13 protein-coding genes are annotated in these 17,671 nt (G+C 49.5%); 9 read left to right on the top strand and 4 right to left on the bottom strand.

What is annotated here, in order from left to right; translation table 11 throughout:
* Positions 1-2,033 (bottom strand): GH116 family glycosyl-hydrolase (locus IQ256_RS15935; protein ID WP_193856535.1); only part of this gene is annotated, 2,033 nt, incomplete at its 3' end.
* 133 nt (positions 2,034-2,166) lie between these two features.
* On the opposite strand from IQ256_RS15935, the gene IQ256_RS15930 reads away from it, so the two are divergent.
* The 5 genes from IQ256_RS15930 (at position 2,167) to hpsE (ending at position 11,669) form a co-directional block, all read left to right on the top strand.
* Positions 2,167-2,952 carry a hypothetical protein gene (locus tag IQ256_RS15930; protein WP_193856534.1) on the top strand — a complete coding sequence of 262 codons (786 nt, stop codon included), beginning with the start codon at positions 2,167-2,169 and terminating at the stop codon, positions 2,950-2,952.
* A 33-nt stretch (positions 2,953-2,985) separates the two neighbouring features.
* Positions 2,986-3,459: a type II toxin-antitoxin system VapC family toxin gene (locus tag IQ256_RS15925; protein WP_193856533.1), complete on the top strand. Its 474-nt coding sequence runs from the start codon at positions 2,986-2,988 to the stop codon at positions 3,457-3,459.
* A gap of 187 nt (positions 3,460-3,646) precedes the next feature.
* Positions 3,647-5,695: an excinuclease ABC subunit UvrB gene (uvrB, locus tag IQ256_RS15920; protein ID WP_193856532.1), complete on the top strand. Its 2,049-nt coding sequence runs from the start codon at positions 3,647-3,649 to the stop codon at positions 5,693-5,695.
* A 256-nt stretch (positions 5,696-5,951) separates the two neighbouring features.
* Positions 5,952-10,439, top strand: a complete 4,488-nt coding sequence (locus IQ256_RS15915) for a chemotaxis protein CheB (protein ID WP_193856531.1) — start codon at positions 5,952-5,954, stop codon at positions 10,437-10,439.
* 165 nt (positions 10,440-10,604) lie between these two features.
* On the top strand, positions 10,605-11,669 hold the full coding sequence (gene hpsE, locus IQ256_RS15910) for a hormogonium polysaccharide biosynthesis glycosyltransferase HpsE (protein ID WP_228024939.1): 1,065 nt from the start codon (positions 10,605-10,607) through the stop codon (positions 11,667-11,669).
* Between the two features lie 142 nt (positions 11,670-11,811).
* Here the strand turns inward: hpsE and lepB are convergent, their stop codons facing one another.
* The gene (gene lepB, locus IQ256_RS15905) at positions 11,812-12,867 is read right to left on the bottom strand and encodes a signal peptidase I (protein ID WP_193856530.1); all 1,056 of its coding nucleotides are present in this window, start codon (positions 12,865-12,867) and stop codon (positions 11,812-11,814) included.
* A gap of 326 nt (positions 12,868-13,193) precedes the next feature.
* Here lepB and IQ256_RS15900 point away from each other — a divergent pair, with 326 nt between their 5' ends.
* A complete protein-coding gene (locus IQ256_RS15900; RefSeq protein WP_193856529.1) occupies positions 13,194-13,421 on the top strand; it encodes an antitoxin in 228 nt (75 codons plus the stop codon).
* Positions 13,422-13,550: 129 nt separating this feature from the next.
* The gene (locus tag IQ256_RS15895) at positions 13,551-13,925 is read left to right on the top strand and encodes a type II toxin-antitoxin system VapC family toxin (protein ID WP_228024938.1); all 375 of its coding nucleotides are present in this window, start codon (positions 13,551-13,553) and stop codon (positions 13,923-13,925) included.
* A gap of 160 nt (positions 13,926-14,085) precedes the next feature.
* On the opposite strand, the gene IQ256_RS15890 is transcribed toward IQ256_RS15895, so the two are convergent.
* Positions 14,086-14,793: a hypothetical protein gene (locus tag IQ256_RS15890; protein ID WP_193856528.1), complete on the bottom strand. Its 708-nt coding sequence runs from the start codon at positions 14,791-14,793 to the stop codon at positions 14,086-14,088.
* Between the two features lie 9 nt (positions 14,794-14,802).
* Positions 14,803-16,281, bottom strand: coding sequence for a signal recognition particle protein (gene ffh, locus IQ256_RS15885; RefSeq protein ID WP_193856527.1), 1,479 nt, complete (start codon positions 16,279-16,281; stop codon positions 14,803-14,805).
* 95 nt (positions 16,282-16,376) lie between these two features.
* Here ffh and IQ256_RS15880 point away from each other — a divergent pair, with 95 nt between their 5' ends.
* Together IQ256_RS15880 and IQ256_RS15875 are read left to right on the top strand one after the other, a co-directional pair.
* Complete coding sequence (locus IQ256_RS15880; protein ID WP_193856526.1) at positions 16,377-17,342, top strand: site-specific DNA-methyltransferase; 966 nt, start codon at positions 16,377-16,379, stop codon at positions 17,340-17,342.
* A 78-nt stretch (positions 17,343-17,420) separates the two neighbouring features.
* The gene (locus IQ256_RS15875) at positions 17,421-17,669 is read left to right on the top strand and encodes a hypothetical protein (RefSeq protein WP_193856525.1); all 249 of its coding nucleotides are present in this window, start codon (positions 17,421-17,423) and stop codon (positions 17,667-17,669) included.
* The last annotated feature ends 2 nt before the right edge of the window (positions 17,670-17,671 follow it).

The following is a 17,671-nucleotide window of genomic DNA, read 5'->3' as shown; positions in this document are numbered from 1 at the left end:
ACACAGAACTGCCCACAGAGCTGGTCGGCCATCACCACATCCGAACCGCTGCCCGTATCTAGCCGATAGTATTCACCATTCCAAAGCTGCTTTTGATAGGCGGCGCGGCCATGCTGCCACCAGCGTCGGTATTGAGAGAGCAAAATCACAATCGTGCTTTTCACTTTATTGTGAGCTTGCAAAATCTCTCCTATCTTGATTGCCGCACTCAAAGTCGCAATCCACAAGCCTCCGCAGTAAGCGCTAATCCCCTGCAGTCGCCAGTCATCAAAGGTCTGATCGGGCGCGCCGCTATTCTCGATCAGACCGTCGCCATCAGTGTCAAACAGCTTTGTATAGGCCAGCGTTTCTACAATCGCACTCCAACAGTCCGACAAAAAGTCTATGTCCACGCTGCCAGTTGCTTCAAACGCTCTGTACACCTGCAAAACAAAGTCGCTAGAGAGATCTTTCCACTGATTACAGTCCTGATAGCTAGTGTAGTTTGTGGCCAACCACGGATTCTCGTTCGGCGCGCCTAGATCGTGGGGGGTTGCGCCTTTGAGCTTTCGCGGGGCTAGGTGATTGTCTTCCCCAATTGTGTAGTAGTAGCCGATGATCCGTTCTCTGGCATCGGCGGTCGGAATGGCTCTAGCAAAGGCTCGCAGGATAGATTTTTCTAGCGCTGGCCAAAGCAAGAGGGTTGCATAGCCGCCATAAAGTCGGACGTCTAGGCTCTCGTACCAGCGGTAGTCAATGCATTCAAGTACGCCGAACTGTCCGACCGGATCGGCTTCGCTAGCGGCTGACCAGAGCGTGCCACCGCTAGTGAGATCGTATAGCTCGTTGAAAAGCGCCATCTTGAACCAGTTAGGCAGATCTGTTCTATCTAGAATTGGCTGCTGCCAGTCGATGATGTTCTGCTGCCAGGTGGTGTAGTTTTCTAGGGCAGTAGATGCGATCGCCCAAGCATTTCGACCGCTGCGATCAAAAAAGTCGGTATAGCGTCGATACGCCTGCTTCCCCTTAGCAAATTCTGTCACAGGCAAGTCCCAACTCAGCGCAAAGGGGATCTGTTGGGTCTCACCAGGTGCAAGCGTGAATTTGAGGGCGATCGCGCTGCCAATCCGCTCACCTTCGCTACCACTCCAATCATCGATATTTTCTAAAAGACCTTCCTGAGAAAAGGTATCCCACAATTCGTTGCCTTCTCCGGCTGGGTTCCATCTGGCGTAATCAGACGGAATTGAACTATACGGGTCGAGGGACATAGTAGAGGCTGCTACGGTAAACTGTCCATCGCCTTCCTTCGGGTTACCCGTCCATGTTCCATCCATTACAAAGCCAACACCGTTCTCATTTCCTGCAAGGATGTTGTAGTTTCCATAACTTTCTTTTGTTCGAGGCACATAGTCATAAAAAGGACTGCCGTCCTCTCTCTGCTGAATCTCTGGAGAAGTCTCGCTATTGGTAAACCAGCCCACCATATTCTCCCAGCTCAGCATAATACTCAGCGTCAGCGGCTGGTCAGTCGGATTGTGCGCCGTCCAAACAAATGTCGCAACCGGATAGCTACTCTCTTTATAGTTATTCGCCCAGATAGGAGAAAACTGCTCACACGTTAGTTCTGCTCGAAATACATTCTCATAGACATACCAGCTACGTGGATAGAGAGAATGATAGACACCTGTGCTTTGTTCTGTTGTACTCGCTGGATACCACTGCCAGCTAGAGAGTTCTGCCGCTGGCCTATCTGTACTCATCGCATAGGCTTTGGTCTCCCCATTCGCATCCTGTTCAAACACGCTGAACTGACAGCCCGGAAAGCTATCGAACAGGTGCTCGCCGCCGTCCAAGTGCCATAGGTTAAATGTGCCGTTTGGAGAACGGCCAATACAGCCCGCCCCAAATCCACCTAGCGGCGCACCATGCTCTGGCCCATCATCTAGGTTGCTAGCGTAGCGAACGATGTAAGGCGTTTTCCACTTTTTGCCAATCGGCCACTGCCAGGCACAGTCAGGAATGTTTGGCTTGCGGGCTGCTGGTTGGCTCATAGGTAGGCGCTACGGTCTAGAACACCCCGGATTATCCTACGCTTTGCCAATTGCGCCAACCATATTTTCCATACGTTATTGTTAAGCATTACAATTGAAATGATCGAACGTAACCGTGAGGGAGGCGCGTACTATGTCACAGCAGGATTCTATTGAGTTGCGCCTCACCGGTAATGGGATATCTCCCGGCACTATCCGCTCAAAAGACATTGCCCAACTCATAGATGCGGTTGAAGACATGATCGCATCAAAGGTCGTTGCTGAGAATCCCAGCATCAGAAAGGATCAGATAGTAATCGGTCTCTCCAACATTGAAGAAGGGAGCGTAGGATTGCTATTCGCTTCAAGTGTAGACGAGCTAACCTCTTCGGCAGCCAAGGCTATAGCATCATCTATCACTGCAGAAGACTTTTATTCACTTCCAGAAGATAGTATTAGGTCGCTCAAAACTATCTCAGCGTTTACAAGATCTCGTGACTGTCATGCTGAAATATACGATGTCAACGACAGTAAAAAGCTCCTTGCGGTAATTACGCCCACGACGAAGATATTAGAATACGAGCCAATAAGAGGCGAAACATCTATATATGGCACCGTCACTCGCGTGGGCGGATCAAACGAAGAAAAGCCAACCATCCAATTTAGAACGATCGAAGGACACTTGCTTTATTGTAGCGCTAGCAAAAGAAACGCAAAAATAGCAGCTCAGCATCTCTATCAGAAAATTGGCTTGATTGGAGTTGCAGAATGGGATGCAAAAACCTTTAGCATCAAGAGCTTTGACGTTAAGGAAATCTCTGATTATGAACAGGGATCTCTATCCGAAGCGTTACAGTCAGTTTCTGATAGCTATGGACAGCAGTTTGACGCTGTTGAAGATGTAGACGACTTCGTTCAGAAGATTAGGCATAGTGTTTGAGGAGTCCTTTGCTATTTAATGACAATCGTATGTTTGGACACAAATATCCTGATCTGGGGGATTAAGAGGCAAGCTTCTTCTGGTCAAGAAAATATGATCCTGAAAGCGAGACATCTAATACGCACTTTAGAGGAAGATAGAATTAACGTCATCATTCCCTCTCTCGTCCTTGCAGAGCTTCTAATGCCAATTGAAAGTAGGGACTACGGTGATTTTCTCGCTAAAATGAACAAGAGATTCATGATTGCTCCTTTTGATACTCAAGCCGCTATGCACTACGCTACTTTGTGGAAGCAATGGCGAGAACAGACTACACAAAGCAGTAGTGAGAAACAGACTCAGCCTACAAGAACAAAGATGAAAACAGATTTCATGATAGTCGCTACGGCAATATCTAGAAAAGCTGAATGTATCTACAGCCAAGATACAGATATCATCAAGTTTTCAAAAGGACACGTGGACGTTCGAGGTTTGCCACCAGTTTTTCATCAGGGTAGTTTGATCTAGTTCCGGCTCTCGCCTGTCGAAATATTCCGGCTTCATTTAAGTCATACATTGTGCGCTTGGGATGGACAACATACTGGACTTTAAACTGTACAGAAAAGAGCGATCGCCTTCCCATAAATCGTCTAACATTAAACATTAAGCGCTGTAAAGTTAGCGCGGTGTTTTGTGCGATCGCCCTGCCCTATCCATGCCAAAAAAAAGATTCAATATTCAAGCCCCTTTCGAGCCCGCAGGCGACCAGCCTCAGGCGATTGAACAGCTTGTCAAAGGTCTAAAAGCCAAGCAAGAGTACCAGACGCTCTTGGGTGCAACGGGTACAGGCAAAACGCACACCATTGCACGCACTATTGACAAAGTGGGCAAGCCAACGCTGGTGCTAGCGCATAACAAAACGCTTGCTGCCCAGCTATGCAACGAGCTGCGAGAATTCTTTCCAGACAACTCCGTCGAATACTTCATTAGCTACTACGACTACTACCAGCCAGAAGCCTACATTCCGGTCACCGATACCTACATCCAAAAGACCTCGTCGATCAACGATGAGATCGATATGCTGCGGCACTCTGCGACCCGGTCGCTGTTCGAGCGCAAAGACGTGATCGTCGTTGCCTCTATTAGCTGCATCTACGGCTTAGGAATTCCGTCCGAATATCTCAATGCTTCGATTCCGCTGCGAGTAGGCGCAGAAACCAACCAGCGCCAGGTTCTAAGAGATCTCGCCTCAGTTCAATACACGCGCAACGATCTCGAAATGGGGCGCGGTCGCTTCCGCGTCAAAGGCGACGTGCTCGAAATTGGCCCTGCTTACGAGGACCGGGTGATTCGGATCGAGTTTTTTGGCGATGAGATTGACGCTATTCGCTATATCGATCCGGTTACGGGCGCGACGCTGCAGAGTATGGACGCCCTAAATATCTACCCGGCTCGTCATTTTGTCACCCCAGACGACAAGCTAGAAGCCGCCTGCAAAGGCATTCGCGCTGAGCTAAAAGAACAGCTTGAGTTCTTGGAAAGTCACGGCAAGCTGTTAGAAGCCCAAAGGTTAGAGCAGCGAACTCGCTACGACCTAGAAATGCTCGAAGAAGTCGGCTATTGTAACGGCGTAGAGAACTACACTCGCCATCTAGCGGGCCGCTTGCCGGGTGCGCCACCAGAGTGCCTGCTCGACTACTTCCCGCATGACGACTGGCTGCTAGCTGTTGATGAGTCCCACGTCACCGTGCCTCAGATTCGAGCCATGTATAACGGCGATCAGGCCCGAAAAAGAGTGCTGATCGACCACGGCTTCCGGCTGCCGAGCGCTGCGGATAACCGCCCTCTAAAAGCGGAGGAATTCTGGAACAAAGCCAATCAGTGCATCTTTGTATCGGCGACGCCAGGGGATTGGGAAATTGGTCTTTCTGAAGGGCACGTGGTCGATCAAATTATTCGCCCGACGGGTGTACTCGACCCTGAAATTATCGTGCGGCCTTCTGATGGACAGGTAGACGATTTGCTAGGCGAGATCCGTACTAGAGCGGCCAAAGATGAACGCACCCTAGTAACTACGCTGACTAAACGCATGGCTGAGGATTTGACTGAATACTTCAACGAGCATGGCGTTCGAGTGCGCTACCTACACTCGGAGGTTCATTCAATTGAGCGAATTGAGATTATTCAAGACTTGCGGAACGGTGTATTCGACGTTCTTATTGGCGTCAACTTACTTAGAGAAGGTCTCGACCTGCCCGAAGTGTCACTTGTGGCCATCCTCGATGCTGACAAGGAAGGCTTTTTGCGGGCGCAGCGATCGCTGATTCAAACCATTGGCCGGGCAGCTCGTCATATCGAAGGCAAAGCCATTCTCTACGCCGACAATATGACTGAGAGCATGGAAAAGGCGATCAGCGAAACCAAGCGACGACGGGCTATCCAAGAGGCTTATAACGAGGAGCACGGGATTACGCCGACTGCGATTATTCGGCGCAATTCCAACTCAATCCTCTCTTTCTTGGATGTTTCTCGTCGGTTAAATGCTGAGGAGTTAGAACAGGCTGTTAGCCATAGCGATGAGCTGCCGCTAGAGGATATTCCAGCCCTGATTGGCCAGCTAGAAACCAAGATGAAAGAAGCTGCGAAGGAACTGAAGTTTGAAGAGGCCAGTGAGTTTCGCGATCGAATCAAGCACTTGCGCGATCGCCTACTCGGGAAACACAAGCCGCCTTTTCGCCTAGATAAACAAGAAGTGAGTCAATGAGTCTAGGCATCTTCGAGCGGTGGTAGCAGACCACGAAATTTCTGCAGCTGCGACAGCTTAGGAGAAAAAGAAGCTCAACAAAAGCTATAAGAGCGCACACTCATCGAATAGTAGACATTTGATAATAAATATTTCGCCAAGAAGAAATAGCTTTACCGATTAATACAGTTTGTGTGCGATAGAAATTGGTCTTTAAAGGAGCAAGAGATAATAGGCCCAGTTATCAGCTTAATTACCGTCGGCATTTTTTCACAGTATGACAGATTCATCCTCAGATTTCTTCATCGTTGGGATCGGTGCTTCGGCGGGAGGTATTCAGGCACTAGAAGAATTCTTCTCAAATATTTCTGACCATCCGAATGCAGCGTTTGTAGTCGTTCAGCATCTTTCGCCAGATTTTCGTAGCATGATGAGCGAAATCTTGCAGCGAAAGACGGCGATGCAGGTACGTCAGGTGGCTGAGGACATGCCTGTGCAGGCTGGCACGGTCTATGTGATGCCGCCAGGGAAAAACATGCTATTGCAGGATCGGCGGTTTGTCTTAGTCGAGCGGGCCGACCATCTGAACTATCCTATTAATCTTTTCTTCGAGGCAATGGCCCAAAACTTCGCCGAGCGGGCCATCGGTGTGGTGTTAACTGGTGGCGGCAGCGATGGCACAGAAGGCTTACAGCAGATCAGCCGAGCAGGCGGCGTTGTCTTAGCGCAAACGCCAGAGTCAGCGCAATTTAGCAGTATGCCGGTCAATGCGATCGCCTCTGGCATCATCGACAAGATTCTATCTCCCAAAGAACTCGCCCATGCCGTCTACGATATCGTTCGCTTCACCTACGATCAAAATCCCAGTGAAAAAGACGAAGAAGACTTCATCAGCCCAGCCGCTCTTCAAGAGATCATCGGCATCCTAGCCGATCAGGCCGACATCGACTTTTCAGACTACAAAACCAACACGCTCAGAAGACGAACGCACCACCGCTGCGCGCTCAACCACTGCCGCAACATCGTTGAGTACATCGATATACTTTCCAAATCAGAAGAAGAACGGCGACTGCTACGACAGAGCTTACTGATCGGGGCGACCCGCTTTTTCAGAGATGGCGCGCCCTGGATACGCTTGAAAGATCAGATACTGCCCGAGCTGATAGAAGAGCTAGAAACAGGCGAACAGCTTCGGATCTGGGTGAGCGCTTGCTCTACGGGCGAAGAAGCCTACAGCATGGCGATGACAGTCACCGACGTGCTAGAGGCAGCCGAGAAGAGCCTAAAGGTCAAGATCTTTGTAACAGATATCGATCCTAAATCACTTTCTGTCGCGGCAAAAGGGGTTTATCCAGCCAGCATTGCTAGCGAGCTTACAACAGAGCGCCTAGAGCGCTACTTCGACAGAATTGATAATACGTACAGAGTCAAGCGGTTTCTAAGAGAGATGTTGATCATCGCACCGCACGATTTGACTAAAAATGCGGGCTTCTCAAAGATGCATCTAGTCAGCTGCCGCAACGTGCTGATCTATATGAATCCTCGTCTACAGCAGCAAGTGATCCGGCTGCTGCACTTTACGCTTGCTCCAGAAGGTATTCTCTTTCTTGGTAGTTCCGAAACGCTAGGCGAATATGCAGAAGATTTTGAGACAATCAACGCTGAAAGTAAGCTGTATCAAAAGAGAAAAAACGGACGTAGGCTACTACCCAATGCCAATGTGCAGCCTACCTCTACCACTTTTCGCTCGCATAGACAGGTCAAAGACAGAAGTAAAAAAGACAACCAGATTGTTGCAAATGCATTTAAGCATGCATTTGACGATCGCCGAGTCACCTGCCTAGCGGTCAACCATGGCAATCAGATAGCCCAGATTTTTCATAATTCAGCCCAGCTACTAGAGCTAACGACTGGTGAGGTTCGAATGAACGTCACCGAGATGGTGCCAAAAGCGCTGCGCCTACCTTTAGAAACTGCGCTACATAGAGCCAAGCGAGAGAAAGAATCAGTCACTTACACAGGCATTCCCGTCCGCAAAGACGAGATCGTTCACAATATCGATCTAAAGATAGGCTTTGAACCAGAAGATGGCCGAGACAGTAGTCTTCTGATAGTCGTGTTAGAGATTGTGGGTACTCCGCTTGCGGTTGATTCACTGACCTGCGAAATCTCGGCAGACGCGGCAGAACAGATCAACTCTTTAGAATACGAGCTTAGACAGACCAAGGAGAACCTACAGGTCACGATCGAAGAATTAGAAACTATCAACGAAGAGCAGCAGGCGACAAACGAAGAGCTGCTCGCTTCGAACGAAGAGCTGCAAAGTACTAACGAGGAAATGCAGTCTGTCAATGAGGAGCTGTATACCGTTAATGCTGAATATCAAAGAAAGATAGAAGAACTGGTACAGCTCAATGAAGATATTGACAATCTATTACGCAGCACAAATATCGGCGTGGTCTTCTTAGACCGCACTTTGAACATTAGAAAATTCACCCCTGCTGCCGCTGATATTGTGAATCTGCGAGCAGGCGATATTGACCGACCTATCTCTAATTTCACCAGTCGCTTGGTGGACACAGATCTTAATGCCTTAGCAGAAGAGGTATTAGCCTGTAAATCTCTGATCGAAAAAGAAGTTTTCAACACGGATACGGGTGAATCTTTGCTGCTAAGGGCCTATCCCTATATCAAGGCCGACGGTGAACTAGAAGGCGTCACTCTAACGTTCTTAGAAGTAACAGAACTCAAGCGGGTGCAGCTAGAGCTAGAAGAAAGTAACGCCGTTTTAGAAACTGTCTATGCGACTAGTCCAGTAGGGTTTGCGCTACATGATGAGCATCTGCGCTTTGTCCGGCTTAATCAAACGCTAGCAGAGATCGATCAGCTATCGATTGAAGAGCATATTGGTAAGACAATGGCTGAAATACTGCCCTCTAGAATTGGAGAACAGGCAATGTCTTTGCACCAAGAGGTGCTAGAAACTGGGACTCCTATTCTCGATTACGAATTTGAAGGCGCGCTGCCAACCAACCCTGATGCCTATCGCTACTGGTCAGCTAGCTACTTTCCGGTAGAGCTCAAGACTGGTCGTCGCTGGGTGGCAGCAGTCATCAACGAGATTACAGCGCTCAAAAAGGTACAGACGGAGCTGCAAGATAGCCGCAACTTTGCTCAAAGACTGTCTGAGTCTAATCCCGGTATCATCTATATCTACGATATTCCGTCTGCATCAGCGACCTATTTAAACTCTTCGGTTAGCAAGCTTTTGGGCTACAGTCCGAAAGAGGTGCGTGATATGGGCGATCGCATCATCGAATTACTCGTTCATCCTCACGATATTTCTAAAGTCATCCAGTACTATCAGCAGTTTGTCAGCAACCAAACCGATGTCTTAGAAACCGAACTGCGAATTAAACATAAAGACGAAAGTTGGAAGTGGCTAGCGCTACGCAGTGTCGCTTTTGACGTGGATGAAGCGGGTAAAGTTCAGCAGGTATTAGGACTTGCGACTGATATCACCGATCGGAAAACGACCGAAAGGCGATTAAAGAAGCAGAAACAAACGTTAGAAGATGCGATCGCCACCGCCCAAGCTGCCGATTCTGCTAATCAGGCCAAATCAGAATTTCTAGCTAATATGAGCCACGAAATTCGCACGCCCATGAACTTGATCCTGGGGACTAGTCAATTGCTGGAGCGCACAGGTCTAAATGAAAGGCAGCGGAATCTACTAGAAGTCCTCCAGCGCAATGGTCGCACCCTGCTTACATTGATCAACGATGTGCTTGATCTTTCCAAGTTAGAAGCGCAAGAGCTTCGCATCGACTGCAAGCCTTTTGACCTTACGGATCTGCTCAAGGCGACATTTGCTAACTTTGTACCTAGCGCAGAAGAGAAAGGATTGACCATGACCCTAGAGATGGACCCTACCTTACCGGCGCTAGTAGTCGGAGACAGTTTCCGGCTCCAGCAGATATTGCGTAACTTGCTAGGCAATGCAATTAAGTTCACAGCCGCAGGCAGCATCCAGCTGCGATCGCAGCGTATCCAAGTGACTTCTCAGACGGTGACCGTACGCTTTAGCATTACAGATACTGGTGTAGGCATTTACCCAGAGGCTCAAGAAAATCTGTTCGAGCCCTTCATCCAGGCGGACAACTCCAGCACTCGCCAGTATGGCGGCACCGGACTAGGTCTGACCATCTGTCGTCGCATTGTCGAACTTATGAGCGGTGAGATTGGCGTCGAAAGCGAGCCTGACCAAGGAAGTAATTTCTGGTTTGTAATCCCGCTAGACAAAGCAGGCGAGAGTGAAGATATTTTGGCAGGCGACGCTTTGCAGCCGCCAGTAGAAGAAGAGGGTAACGGGACTAACGGTAGTCAGGTTCGCATTCTAGTCGCAGAAGACAATGTAGACAACCAAGATTTGCTGGTGATGCTGCTAGAAGATATGGGCTACGACAACGTGATTACCGCAGGCAATGGCCAAGAAGCGTTGAGTAGAGTCAATGCCGAGGCATTTGATCTGATTCTGATGGACTGTCAGATGCCGATAGTAGATGGCTATGAAGCGACTCAAAAGCTGAGAGAGCAAAATTCTATCAATCGAGGTATTCCCGTTATTGCTATCACCGCGCATGCAATGCAAGGCGATCGCGAGAAATGTCTGGCCGCTGGCATGAGTGACTACATCACCAAGCCCTTTGTCACCGAAGAGTTAGAACGCAAGCTAATCCATTGGACACAGCAGGAGAGCATCTAAAGCAGTACAGAAATGGCCCAGCGACAGCGTTTTGATCACTCATGCCGCCAAAAGTCGATCTAGGAAATCCTCTACAAAGTCAATTTCGGGGAATTCTATAGAAGTAGATTTTCCCAAACGGACGTAGTCTTTGTCTTTTACCTGGGCTTTTTACCTGTGATCTCCTTGAGAAATGTTAGCCAGCAGGCTTCTGACTCGGCGCTGCCTAGCACTACTGACTCCCTAGCAGCTTTGTGCAGACTAAAGCCGTTATTTTGCCGTCTATTTCCAGAGCAGCTAAGCTCGGATTTTACAGTAGTTATTCCTACTTATAACGGCGCAGAAAGAATCAAAACAGTCATACAGCGCCTGCGCTGCCAAATTGGCGTCCATAACATCGCCTGGGAAATTATTGTAGTCGATAACAACAGCACCGATACCACAGCAGCCCTTGTCCGCCGATATCAACAGCACTGGCCGAAGAACGTTCCCCTACGCTACGAATTTGAGCCGCAGCAAGGAGCAGGCTACGCCCGTCAGCGAGGCATAGAAAAGGCGAACAGTCCGCTAGTCGGCTGCCTAGACGACGACAATCTACCCTGGCTGAACTGGGTATATTCAGCCTATCACTTTGGCAAATGCTACCCTGCCGTAGGTGCCTATGGTAGCCGCATCCGAGGAAAGTTCGAATCGGCCCCACCGGCTCACTTCGAGCGAATTGCCGCGCTGCTGGCTCTGACCAATCGAGGCGATCGGTCGATTCCCTATCGCCCAGAGGCAAAAATCTTGCCGCCAGGGGCCGGATTAGTCGTTCGTCGTCAGGCTTGGTTAGATAACGTGCCCAAAGAACGCAGACTAGCCAAGAAGTTTGGCAATAGAGAAGCTGGTGAAGATCTAGAAGCTGTGATCAGAATCCAGCAAGCAGGTTGGCCAATCTGGTACAACCCACGCATGTGCATCTATCACGAGATTCCAGAACATCGTCTGACCCGCAGCTATCTCACAACCCTCTGCTGGGGCATTGGGCTGAGCAGATACCATACTCGCATGCTTAGCTTCGCCAGATGGAAAAGACCTTTTATGGTTCTGCCATACGCTGCAAACGATTTAAAAAAGATTGTTGTTCATCTTCTTCGCTATCGCCAACAGGTGATAACAGATACGGTGACAGCGAGCGAAATGAGGCTATTCGTGGCGAGTCTTATTAGTCCGCTACATAGCTGGTATCGGCTATGCAAGCCCAAAAATTGATAATAGCCAACTTAGATTCTGCTGCAGATTAGCTTCTCTAAAAGGAATCGTGAGAGCAGAGCTTAATTGATCTGAACCTACCAGCATCGATCGGTTAACATTCGATCAATTTGACTAATCAACGCTGAAGCGATTTGACCAGTCAACGCTGAAGCGATCGCACTCTATCGGCAGGCCAATAGATCTTGTAAGCCGTACCCACAATATTTTCTCTCGGCAAAAATCCCCATACATGCGAGTCGCCGCTGGCATTGCGGTTGTCTCCTAAAACAAAGTAAGACTCGGGCGGTACTAGCTCTGGACCCCATTGATATTCGATTGACCCGTCCACATACGCCTCTTCCAGAATCTGCCCATCAATCCATACATTACCCGCTCGAACTTCGACGGTTTTTCCCGGTAGCCCGATCACTCGCTTCACAAACAAAGTTTCAGAATCGGCTTCAAGCAGCTCTATGGCTTCAGGTGGTGCCTTAAAAACAACAATATCTTTGAGAGCGGGCTGATAGAGACTGTTTCGACTGACGAAAGTGCGATCGCCTACCTGCAACGTTGGCATCATCGACTCACTAGGAACAATACATTGCAAGACGGCCTGATCTATCCACATCGGTACGCTGCCAATTCCTAAGCGCAGCAGCAGGCTGCCTAAAATGACTACTGCCAGCATGGCAGTGGAGCGACTAGGCTTTTGCATCGGACTTGCTGGCGTACTCCGATAGGCATGGTAGCCAGCAATTGACCAAACCGTGCAAGCCACAGGCAGCAGCGGCGTCTGGTAGTTTGCCATCATCGCAAGGCCCGCTCCCACCGCTAAAAACAAACCGCCAACCACCGCCTGACCCAGATACCACTGCCCTAACCCTGGCAAAATCTGAGAAAGAAAAACGCCATACCAGACGTCTTGGCCCTGCCGTTTATTGCCTAGCGGATACAGCGGACGCCCTACCGTTGCAAACGCATCCCACACATTCAATAGATAGACAACCCCTGCCGCCCCGATTAGCCAAAATGCCTTTGTCGTACTACCTTCTGCAGCAAACAAAGACCATATTGAATGAATCACCAAAACAACAAAGGCAGAAAAGATAACAATCGCCTTCGTCCACTGATCGCCATAAAATTGACCCAGCCCAGGAATGATGCCAGATAGATTAACAGCCAGCCAACAATCTTTTACTGGTCGTCTGACTATCATTGAATCTTCTTGTAAAAGGAACTATGTAAACGTACACAGTCTATTTTTCCCAAGCAGCTCGAACAAGAAGCCACCGCTCGTATCAGGAGACAGCAAGAACCGACTATAGTTAAAAGGTGACCAGCGGGACAGTTACACTACCATTTGTGACTGACCTACCGAATAGGAGAACTAGTGCAGCGTCAGCGCTTAGTTTCAGAGCAAGCCTCTTCTAGAGGCATTATCTTACAAGACTTCTAGAGATCGTCACCCCACTTTTTAGTCTTGACGCTGCGCTAGGCTATCTTGGTTTCTACCTAATCTGTTACGTATGGAGGATTTACATCATGAACATTGCCAAAATTAGCACCGATGGGACTCATCAAATCGTGATAATTCCCAAAGACTTCCAAATGACAGGTACTGAGGTCTACATCAAAAAGGTTGGGAGTGCGATCGTTCTAATTGCCAAAGATAGTCCCTGGCAATCTTTATTTGAGAGTCTAGAGCAATTCTCTGACGATTTCATGAATACTAGAGAGCAGCCTTCTCTCGACGTTCGAGAAGCGTTCTAGATGAAATACCTGCTCGATACCAACATCTGCATCTATAGCCTTCTGCACTTTGCTCACTACACATAGCAAGGCTACACCCTTTGTTCTATAACGCAAAGTGAATAGCAACTGCACGAATGCATCCGCGCATTGCTATACCTAATCAAGCAGAAACCTCCCGAGGTATTGGCGCGATTCCGAACCCTTTCTCTGTCTGATATCGGTATTTCTTCTATCACCGTAGCGGAATTAGAATATGGCATTTGCAAGAGTCAACAGCAAGAGAAAAATCGTAGCGCTTTAATACAATTTTTAATCCCGCTAGAAATTGTTGAGTTTGATCAAGCTGCTGCAACCATATATGGTGTGATTAGAAGCAACCTGGAGAGTAGAGGGCTTGTTATCGGAGCAATGGACATGCTGATTGCAGCTCATGCCTTGAGCTGTGGCGTTACCTTAGTTAGCAACAACATGCGAGAGTTTTCGCGCATTACCGACTTATCGCTAGAAAACTGGGCGGAATAAACCATCGCAACCTTAGCATTGTTTGAAATATGGTCTAATTCAAAATGCCGCTTTTGACTGAAGCCCTAAAATTGCAGACTTCACCAAAATCATCAAAATCCATAGTTAAATTTGAGTTAGTGATAAAGGCCAGCGTGGGTGCGGCTCAAGTTGGCCTGTTCTATTGAATGGTTCTGAGCAATCTATTTAAGCTAGGGCCATCCCCTTCCATACGTGGGCCTGTCGTCGGATCTTCAAACTCGCCCCGGTTAATTTCGCGATCGCGCAAATTCTCAGCTAGCGCCGCTGCATTCTCTTTTAGCATCACGGTCACTGCCCCAGTTTGCAGCTCGCCATCTTCATTCGGCATCAGCTCTAGCAGATAGCCGTAGAGATCGCCTTCCAAGAGGTGCGATCGCATCAATCCATCAGTCCCTCTATCTTCGGGTCGATCGGTCGAAAACACCAGCAAAGACTCAGCCCGGCGATAGTCAGCAAATATCTCAGCGCCATAAATTGACCTGAGCGAATCTTCCAATCGAGGAATACTCACCCCGCTGACAATATCTACCAGAGTCAGCTTCTCCGAGTGAATAACCACGGGTTCACCCGAATGCCGCCGCACCAATAGGCTCTCACCGGAACCGCCCCCCGGTGGAAACACCGAGCCGTGAAACGTATACCGACGAGCAGGCGTACTCTCCCGGCGAATAGACAAGCCCTCTGAGCGCAAAGCTCGCAGCGTTGGGTGGGCTTCCATCCAAGCAGCAGCTTCATCAATAGTTTGACCCGGTAGCGCTTTGGCACTCCCAGCAAAAACGGTGGTTTCTATCCCAATCCCCGCTAATGTGATGCCAGCTATCAATCCAAACCGCAGAAGCTTGTTCATAATGTCAGGTTATAGGGAGCCAAATCCCTTCTTTTTCTTGTTCTTTTTCTTCTTCTTTCCGCCACCAGCGCCTCGCCAGCCGGGTCTTGGCGCACCGCCAAAAGGATTTCCACCCATTGGATTGCCGCCACCCATTGGACCACCGCCCATGCCCGGAAAGCCACCATCGAAGCCTGGTAGTCCCATATTTCCCTGACCCATCTGCTGCATTAATCCGCGCATCCGCTGAAAATCGCTCACCAGCTTACCGACATCCTTCTCCGCATAGCCAGCGCCCTTAGCCACCCGGCGGCGACGACTCGGAGAACCCGACAGCACTTCTGGGTTCTCCCGCTCCTCCATCGTCATCGATTTAATCATCGCCTCACAGCGCTTCAGCTGCTGCTCACCCTGCTGCAGCTGGTCAGAAGAGAGCTTATTGCCCATACCCGGAATCATCTTCATAATCCCAGCCAGCGACCCCATATTCTTCATCAGCCGGGTCTGCTTCAAAAAGTCATTGAAATCAAACTTCGCCGACAGGATCTTCTCTTGCAGCTTCTCTGCATCGGCAATATCAACTTCTTCTTGGGCCTTTTCCACCAGCGTCAGCACATCACCCATACCCAGGATGCGAGACGCCATCCGATCGGGATAAAAAGGCTGTAGCGCCTCGACTTTTTCGCCCACACCGATAAACTTAATTGGCTGGCCAGAAATCCGCCGCACCGACAGCGCCGCCCCCCCGCGCGAGTCGCCGTCCATCTTGGTCAGAATCGCGCCCGTAATCCCAATCTCATCATGGAAAGTGCGCGTCAGCGTCGCCGCCTCTTGGCCCGTCATCGCATCCACAACCAGCAAGACTTCATCTGGCTGCGCGACGTCTTTTACCTGCGCTAGCTCAGCCATCATGTCCGTATCGATTTGCAGACGGCCTGCCGTATCGATAATGACCGTATCAATGCCGTCTGCTTTTGCCTTGGCCAGACCCTGCCGGGCAATCTCCACCGGGTTCGCATCCGCGCCAATTTCAAATACAGGCACGTCAATCTGCTTACCCAGCGTCAATAGCTGATCGATCGCCGCTGGTCGATAAACGTCAGTCGCCACTAGCAGCGCCGAGCGCTCTTGCTTACGCAGATGTAGGGCGAGTTTGGCAGAGGCCGTCGTCTTACCTGTGCCCTGCAAACCAGCCATCAAGACAACCGTTGGCTTATTTTCGCTGTCAGCCAAGGGCACGTTGGTTTCACCCATCGTCTCGACCAGCTCGTCGTAGACAATCTTGATAAACTGCTGATCGGGGCGAACGCCAGAGACGACATCAGCGCCCTGAGCCTTTTCTTTGACATCGGCGACGAAGCCTTTGACGACATCGAGGTTGGCATCCGCTTCGAGTAGGGCGCGCCGCACTTCTCGAAGCGCCTCTGTAATATTCGCATCCGAGATTTTGTCCTGGCCGCGAAGCTTTTTCCAGGCGGATTCAAATTGTTCTGAGAGGGCTTCAAACATAAAACTGAGCGATTTATAGAACTAGGCGAACTGACTATCCTATTCTAAAGGGTTCGGTTCAAATCATCTGATAAGCTGCTTGGTGAGTTGATTCGGTGGAGCCTAGGCCGCTGCCAAAGCAAAAAGCGCCAAACAATCGGACCTTAGTGCTGAGCGCCGAAGAGAAAGTTGCTTATGCCAATAAACTGTTGAGCGTGAGTAAGCCCCAGACGGCTGCCAACATTTTAGATCGAACGATTCATCAGGATCTGCTGACAGCTTTGCCGCTGCTACCAGATAATTTTGTGGATTTACTGATTGTCGACCCTCCTTATAATCGGCAGAAGGATTTCAACGGTTCGACCTTCAAAGAGATGCCCGCTGCTGACTATCAAGCTTGGCTAACTAACTGGATGTCTCAATTGCCGCGCTTGCTAAAACCAACTGCCTCTATATATATGTGCTGTGATTGGCAGTCATCGAACGCGGTTTATCAGGCGTTTGCTCAGTACTTTCAGGTGCGTAACCGCATCACCTGGGAGCGTGAGAAGGGTCGCGGGGCGAAGCGAAACTGGAAGAATGCTTCGGAAGATATCTGGTTTGGCACGGTATCAGATCGCTACACCTTTAATGTAGAAGCGGTGAAGGTGCAGCGGCGAGTAAGAGCGCCCTATCGAGACAAAGCTGGCAGACCCAAAGACTGGAAAGAAACGCAGCAGGGCAACTTCCGCGCCACTCATCCCTCCAACCTATGGACCGATATCTCCATTCCTTTCTGGTCTATGCCAGAAAACACAGATCATCCTACTCAGAAGCCCGAAAAGCTGATTGCCAAGATGATTCTAGCCAGTTCTAACCCAGGTGAGGTAGTGTTCGATCCTTTTCTTGGATCTGGAACGACTTCTGTTGTGGCCAAAAAGCTCGGTCGGCACTATGTAGGGATAGAGCAGGAAGAGCGCTATGCCTGCTGGGCGCAGAAACGATTAGCACTTGCTGAGCAGGATGCTTCGATTCAGGGATATACAAATGGGTATTTCTGGGAGAGAAATGTTGGGCTGGGCGATCGCAGACCACTCAGTTAACCAAGCCATACAATGAACAAGCCGAACTGCATTATCTGAGCAGCGAAGAGTCAGGCATACTGATGCTAGTATCTCAGCATGAGAACAACGATACGCTTAAGTGAAGAGATCCTTCAGTCAGCCAAGCAACACGCGCTGTCAACGAAGCGCACGTTGACGCAGCTAATTCAAGATGCGGTAGTGCTTTTGATCGAGCGGGAAAGGGGTGCCTCGTCTCCGCGCGTTGTATCGCTTCCCACCTTCAGAGGCGATGGCACGTATCCTAATGTAGATGTCAATAGCAATGCAGCGCTTAGAGAACGTATGGAGACTTTCCAAAAAGAGTAAGG

It is taken from the genome of cf. Phormidesmis sp. LEGE 11477, from assembly GCF_015207105.1.
Classification (GTDB): Bacteria; Cyanobacteriota; Cyanobacteriia; order Phormidesmidales; family Phormidesmidaceae; genus Phormidesmis.
The sequence above is the reverse complement of the archived record's forward strand: the minus strand, read 5'-3'. Positions and strand labels throughout refer to the sequence as shown.